We start from the raw sequence: 6,511 nt of genomic DNA on the forward strand, positions 1-6,511 counted from the left end.
TGCCGCTCGCCGGCGCCGCTCTGGCAGGCGGCGCGGGCCAGCACCGCCAGCAGGTAGCCGCCGTGCAGCTTGGTGCCCACGCTCCACTGGGCGTCCAGCGTGGCGCCGAACTCGTCCGCGCCGCGGGCGACCAGCGCGGTCGCCTCCCCGAAAGTCCCCATTTTTCGCGATATCCCTTCAGATATCCGTTCAGCAGAAGGTCAGATTGACACCGTCAACCTGACGGCGTCAATCTGAGATCCATGACCGCTGCGAGACGTGTGCGCGCCCGGCGCGGAGAAGGCGGCCTGCTGCGGGAGGAGATCCTGCGCGCGGCCGAGGACCTGCTGACCGAGTCCGGCAGCGAGGACGCCCTCACCCTGCGCGCCGTCGCCCAGCGCGCCGGGGTGTCCACGCCCTCGGTCTACCTGCACTTCGCCGACAGGGAGGCGCTGCTGGAGGCCGTCTGCCTGCGCGTGTGGGACGAGTTCGGCCGGATGTTCAGCGAGAACCTGACGGGCGACCCGTTCCTCGCGCTCGGCCGCTGCGGACGGGCCTACGCGCGCTTCGCCCTCGACCATCCCGTGCAGTACCGGGTGCTGATGATGCGGCCCTCGGCCGTGCAGGGCGTGCCGCCGGCCGCCGCCGCGTGCTTCCGCCACATGGTGGACGCCGTGGCCGCCTGCGTGGCGGCCCGCGTGCTCGAAGGCGATCCCGAGGAGCTGGCGCTCGGCCTCTGGTCGGCCGTGCACGGCTGCGTCTCGCTGCTCATCGCCCAGCCGTCCTTCCCCTGGCCCGAGGACCGGGAGGCGCTGATCGACCACATCGTCCGCATCACCGGGGTGGGCACGGCCCTGCTGTCCCGCCTGCCGGACGCGCTGCCGCCCAGCGGCGTGCTGGCCGCCGAGCTGGACGACTTCGGCGCCCGGCTGTCGGCGGGCACGTCGGCGGGCGTGAAAAAACCCCGCGGAGGGTGACTCCGCGGGGTCGGCCGGCCTGTCCTAGCCCTCGCCGTACCGGGCGGGCAGGACCTGGGCGGCGATGTCGTAGAGCCGGTCGATCTCGGCCGGGGTCAGCGCCCGCTCGCGCTTGGTGATCCACTTGCGCGCCCGGTCGCCCTGGTAGACGTCCACGCCGCGGATGGTCATGATCTTCCACGGCACGGGCGGCCCGTAGATGGCCAGGGACGGCACGACGACGACCTCGCGGCCGAACGCCTTGCTGATCAGCTCGCTGGCCTGGGACGCCTCCCATTTGGCCTCGGTCAGCCTCGGCTTCATGTCGAAGGGGCCGTGGAAGAGCTTCTTGCCCGACTGGACGCGGACGGGAAGCCGTTTGTCCCACTTCTCGGAGTCCACGGCGTAGACGCCGGTCGGACCCACCACGAGGTGGTCGATCTGGGCCTCGCTGCCGGGGATCGCCCTGGCGTGCAGGGTGCGGTAGCCGCTGCGCTCCAGCCTGCGGAGCTGCCCCTCGGTACGCCGCTCGGCCACGGACGCGCGCCGCCACGCCGGCACCGTGGAGTGGGACCGCGCGCGGTAGACCGCTTCGAAAATGGCCGCGACCACCCCGGCGGTAACGCCGAGACGCCAGTCGCGCAGCAGGAAACCCACCACGATCGCCACGCCGATCGCCACGAGCGCGCGATTGCGCATGCGGCGGAACCGCGGCTCCTGGAGCAGGTCACGCACGGACGCGCGTTCCACGGGCGCGTAGGTGGTGGTGGGCGCCGATGGTGTCGCGGCGGCGGTGCGCTCGCCCTCTGGCCGGTCGCTCACCCAGATGGGTGACGCGTTGTGACCGTCTTCTCGCTGGTTGTCGGAGTCCACGTAACTCACCGTAGCTCGGAGATCGGAATGATTCCTAGTGTTGACCTGTCCATAGTTTTATGGCCCAGCTCATCGTGTTCCACTCATGTTTTCGGGGTATGTCTTACGTTCTTCTCTAGAGATGCCTAGTGTGCCGATCGTGCGAGAAATACACGAGCTATCCGCGCTCGAGCAGGCCCGGGCCGTCCGCGACCGTGACGTCTCACCGGTCGAGCTCGCCCAGCACTATCTCGACCGGATCGAGCGGATCGATCCCTCGGTCGGCGCGTACGTCACCGTGACCGCCGAACAGGCGCTCGACCAGGCGCGCCGCCTGGAGAAGGACCTGCCTGACGGGCCGCTGGCCGGGGTGCCGATCCCGGTCAAGGACCTCAATCTGGTCAAGGACGTGCCGATCACTTTCGGCTCGGCGGTCTACCGGGGGTTCGTCGCGCCGGTGGACGACACCGTCGTGACGCGGCTGCGCGAGGCCGGCACGGTCATGCTGGGCAAGACCGCCACCCCCGAGTTCGGGCTGCCCTGCTACACCGAGACCGACGTCTCGCCGCCCGCCCGCTCGCCCTGGGACCTCGGCACGTCGGCCGGCGGGTCCAGCGGGGGAGCGGCCGCCGCCGTGGCCGCCGGGCTGGCGCCGGCCGCCCAGGGCAGCGACGGCGCGGGCTCGATCCGCATCCCGGCCTCCGCATGCGGCCTGTACGGCATCAAGCCCACCCGCGGCCGGATCAGCTTCGCCCCGATCATCCCCGACCTGGCCGGCATGTCCACGAACGGCCCGATCGCCCGTACCGTCGCCGACGCCGCGGCCCTGCTCGACGTCATGGCGCACAACGAGCCCGGCGACCTCTACCTCGCGCCCCGGCACGAGGGCACGTACCTCGCCTGCGCCGGCCGCGACCCCGGACGGCTGCGCATCGCCCGCTACGCCGACCCCGTCGTGCCGGGGGCCGAGGTCGATCCCGAGGTGCTGGCCGCGTACGAGGGCGCCGCCGCGATCCTCGCCGGCCTCGGGCACGAGGTCGTGGAGATCCCCAGGCCGTTCGGCGCGGACCTCGTGCCGCAGTTCGTCACCCTCTGGTACACCTTCGCCTGCATGCACCCGGTCGCCGACGACCAGGGGCACCTGCTCAGGCCGCTCACCCGGTGGCTGCGCGAGCGCGGCCTGGCCACCACCGCCCCCGCGTTCCTCCAGGCCCAGGCCGCCCTCCAGCTCGCCACCCGGGGCGCGCTCACGATCACGAACGCCTACGACGCGGTGCTCACCCCGACCCTCACCCAGCCGCCCAGGCCGGTCGGCTGGTTCGAGGACGTGGACGACGTCGAGGAGACCTTCGAACGCATGAAGCGCTTCGCCGCCTTCCCGGCGATCTACAACGTCAGCGGCCAGCCCGCGGTCAACCTGCCGCTGCACTGGAACGCCGAGGGCCTGCCGATCGGCGTCATGCTGGCCGGGCGGATCGGCGGCGAGGGCACCCTGATCTCGCTGTCGGCCCAGGTCGAGGCGGCTGTGGGCGGGTTCTGGGGCGAGCGGCGGCCGTCCGTCTGGTAGGAGGGTCCCGTACGGGTCTGGCCGGGCACCCGCCGGAGGATTACGTTCGTCGTGTGAACAGCGCGGCGGAAAGTCTGCTCTTTCTCATCGGGGTGTCCTTGGGGCTGTTCGTACTGATCAGCCTGCTGGTCATGGTGCCGGGGCGGGGCTCGTCCCGGGTGGCGGAGCCGGGCCCGGTGTGGCTGGGCGGGCCGTCCGGGAGCGAGCACGGCGTGAGCACGTCGACCCGGGTGCTGGCCGACGGCGCCGCCCCCTGGGCACGGACGCCCGAACCCGACTGGGCGGCCGCGGCCATGGCCGTCGAGCCGGACGAACACCTCGGCGGCGCCTCGGCAGGCTGGTGACACAACGATGCACCCCTCAGAACACCCCTCGAACCAGCCCTCTGAGCAGCCCTCTGAGCAGGCACCGACACAGGCTTCGGCGCAGACACCGATGCGCACGCGCACCCGTGCGCCCAGGCGGGCACTGACGACGGCTCAGGTCGACGATCTCAGGAGGGCCGTCCAGAGGGCCGAGCGGCGCAGCGGGTTGCGCTTCGGCGTGTTCCTGGGCGAGCCGGTCGGCGCGCGACGGCACTTCGCCGAGCGCCTGCACACCGCCCTGGGCGCCGAGTCGGTCGACGCCGTGGTCGTGTTCGTCGATCCGGCGGGACACGCCCTGGAGATCGTCACCGGCGCGAACGCGAGGCGGCGGCTGAGCGACGGCGCCTGCCGGCTCACCGCCCTGTCGATGGCCACCGCCTTCAGCGCGGGCGACCTGATCGGCGGCCTCCTGTACGGCATCACCGCCCTCGCCGACCAAGCCACCCCCTACCACTGACCCGCCCTCCCACCCCGGCGTGCCGACCTGGCGGGCGCGGCCACGCAGGTGCCCTCCATGTGCAGGCACGGCACCCATGGCTCCAAGGAGCACCGCACCTTCGGCTCAATCACGCCTCGCACGGGCACCCCACGGCCCGAAGGCACCGCACCCTACGGGCCAGCCACGCTGCCGCGGCACTCTTCCGCCCAGCCACGCTGCCGCGAGTCACCCTTCGGGCCAGTCACGCTGTCGCGAGGCACCTTTCGGGTCGGCCACGCTCTCACGCGGCCCCCTTCCGCGCCGGGCACACCACCGCCGTCGGGTCAGGTGTGCTGTGTCTGCGTCAGCTCAGGCGTGCGGCCCTTTTCGGGACTGGATGTGCCTCGGCCCGGATGCGTTGCGCTTGGCGGCGGGCAGGCGTGCCGTCCCCCCCGCACCCGAGGGGGACGTGCCCGTCGGCTCAGGTGTGTTCGAGGGTGTGTGGTCAGGCGCGTTGCAGCAGGGTGACGACGTGGTCGCTGACACCGGCGAGCAGCCTGGACGGTTCGATCGGCGCTCCGGCCACGGCCGAGAACAGGGCGGGCAGCCCCGTCAGCGGGAAACCGTCGTCCTTGGCGGCCGCGGCGCCCACCGCGTTCTTGTCCAGCGCCGTCCGGCTGCGCTCCCAGGCGTCGAGCACCTCCTCCGGCGACGGCACCCCGAACCCGTGCCCGACGGGCGCGGCGTGCCGCAGCCGGACGAGCGGCGTCTCGGCGAAGGTCAGCGCGGTACGGGCGCGTACTTGCAGGTCGGCGCGGGGCTCGGGGTCGATCCAGTCCATGGCCGTGCAGGGGTTGCGGCAGGTCGCGACGCAGACCGCGAGCGCGCCCGCCAGCTGGCTGTGCTGCCGGTCGAAGTAGGCCCGCCAGCCCTCGCCGGGTTCGACCGACACCCGCAGCGTGCGGTTCGTGGCCGACTGCTCGGACTTGGTGTGGTCGCACTCACGGTCGCCGATCACGCCGAACCTGCTCCCGGGCGCGCTCAGCCCGGCGGGCCAGCGGGCCGGGTCGCCGGCGTGGCCGAGCTGCGGCTCGAACGCCAGCAGCGGCAGGTATTCGCTGGCGATGTGCACGGCCGCGATCATGGGGCTCAGCTCCCGCCGGTGCCAGCGGACGGCGATCACCTCGAGCAGCAGGCCGTAGGCGGGCTTGAGCGACTCCAGGGCTCCGCGCGGCTGCTCCCGCGGCGTCTGCGGCATGTGGCAGGCGCGGGCGAGCCGGCGCAGGTCTGCCGGTACGGACCTGGCCTCGGCGGCGAAGTCCTCGGCGTCGAGCGAGAGCAGCCGCTGCCCGAACTCGCACACGTCGGAGATCTCGGCCGTGGGGGCGAGCGCTCCCAGATCGGCGAAGGCGTACCGGCGGGCGAGGGCGATCAGCAGCTCACGAGTCGAATCCACGCGAAGACTTTCTCACGATCTTGCAGCAGTCACGGACATGGGGCACGCACGCACCAGACGTCCCGAAGCGGTGAGACGTAGGGCGCGTTCACGCACTGGACGGCCCGGGGTGGTTACGGGCATGGGGCGCGTACGCATTGCACGTCTTCCGGCGGGCTGGTGACCGTGGGCTCGTCCGTGGGCTCCTCAGGGGGCTGGGTGGGCTCCTGTGTCGGCTCGGGCTCCGAGGTGGTCACGGTCGGCGTGGGCTTCGGCGAGACGGTGGGCGTGGCGCTCGGGGTGGTGGGGGCCACGGTCGGGCCGGGGGTAGCGCTGGTGGTGCCGCTCGGCTTGGCGCTCGGCACGGCCTTGGTCGGCGGCGCGGGCTCCTTGGTGGTGTGCTCGGGGCTGCTCGGGCTGTGGACCTGCGTGGTCTCGTCGGCGGGCGGCAGCACCTGGCCCGTGCTGGCGGGCTCGGCCGGACGCAGCCACACCGACCCCGCCACCGCGGCCGACACCACGACGGCGGCCGCCATCGTGGCCAGGGCCGTCAGCGTGCGACGACGGCGGGAGCTGCCGCCGGCGGGGGCCGACGGCATGGTGAGCGGCGAGCCGGGGTCGGCCACGGGCATGACGCCCGTCGGCTGAAGGCCCGGGTGGGACCCCGTGGGAAGGCCCGGGTGGGACCCCGTGGGAAGGCCCGGGTGGGACCCCGTGGGAAGACCTGTGTAGGAGCCGGTGGGGAGACCCGTGTGGGAGCCCGTCGTGGGCGGGGTCGCCGGAGCGGCGGTGAGCGGCGGGCCGGGCAGGGCCGCGCCGGTGACCGACGCGCGGGCCGCCCGCGCGCTCACCTCGGCGGGCACCGTCCAGCAGAACCGCGACGACCAGATCGTCTCCCAGGCCACGGCCAGGCTGAAGGAGATCAGGCAGATCGAGAAG

General features: G+C 72.9%; 7 protein-coding genes and 1 pseudogene. 6 read left to right on the plus strand and 2 right to left on the minus strand.

Going from position 1 to position 6,511, the window contains the following annotated elements; genetic code table 11:
- The first annotated feature begins 242 nt into the window (after positions 1-242).
- On the plus strand, positions 243-956 hold the full coding sequence (locus tag ACWCSD_RS44830) for a TetR/AcrR family transcriptional regulator (protein ID WP_449924536.1): 714 nt from the start codon (positions 243-245) through the stop codon (positions 954-956).
- 24 nt (positions 957-980) lie between these two features.
- On the opposite strand, the gene ACWCSD_RS44835 is transcribed toward ACWCSD_RS44830, so the two are convergent.
- Positions 981-1,808 carry a nuclease-related domain-containing protein gene (locus tag ACWCSD_RS44835; RefSeq protein ID WP_364336232.1) on the minus strand — a complete coding sequence of 276 codons (828 nt, stop codon included), beginning with the start codon at positions 1,806-1,808 and terminating at the stop codon, positions 981-983.
- Between the two features lie 139 nt (positions 1,809-1,947).
- Between ACWCSD_RS44835 and ACWCSD_RS44840 the strand changes: the two genes are divergently transcribed.
- The 3 genes from ACWCSD_RS44840 to ACWCSD_RS44850 all read left to right on the plus strand — a co-directional run bounded on the left by ACWCSD_RS44840 (position 1,948) and on the right by ACWCSD_RS44850 (position 4,176).
- Complete coding sequence (locus ACWCSD_RS44840; RefSeq protein ID WP_397161728.1) at positions 1,948-3,354, plus strand: amidase; 1,407 nt, start codon at positions 1,948-1,950, stop codon at positions 3,352-3,354.
- Between the two features lie 53 nt (positions 3,355-3,407).
- Positions 3,408-3,698: a hypothetical protein gene (locus ACWCSD_RS44845; RefSeq protein ID WP_358294670.1), complete on the plus strand. Its 291-nt coding sequence runs from the start codon at positions 3,408-3,410 to the stop codon at positions 3,696-3,698.
- Between the two features lie 91 nt (positions 3,699-3,789).
- Positions 3,790-4,176, plus strand: a complete 387-nt coding sequence (locus ACWCSD_RS44850) for a DUF5130 family protein (protein ID WP_449924541.1) — start codon at positions 3,790-3,792, stop codon at positions 4,174-4,176.
- Between the two features lie 466 nt (positions 4,177-4,642).
- Here the strand turns inward: ACWCSD_RS44850 and ACWCSD_RS44855 are convergent, their stop codons facing one another.
- On the minus strand, positions 4,643-5,593 hold the full coding sequence (locus ACWCSD_RS44855) for a hypothetical protein (protein ID WP_397161725.1): 951 nt from the start codon (positions 5,591-5,593) through the stop codon (positions 4,643-4,645).
- Positions 5,594-5,791: 198 nt separating this feature from the next.
- On the opposite strand from ACWCSD_RS44855, the gene ACWCSD_RS44860 reads away from it, so the two are divergent.
- Together ACWCSD_RS44860 and ACWCSD_RS44865 are read left to right on the plus strand one after the other, a co-directional pair.
- A complete protein-coding gene (locus ACWCSD_RS44860; protein WP_449924545.1) occupies positions 5,792-6,220 on the plus strand; it encodes a hypothetical protein in 429 nt (142 codons plus the stop codon).
- Positions 6,221-6,310: 90 nt separating this feature from the next.
- Positions 6,311-6,511: pseudogene (locus tag ACWCSD_RS44865) on the plus strand (hypothetical protein); the annotation flags it as partial.

This window comes from Nonomuraea sp. NPDC001684 (assembly GCF_053596515.1).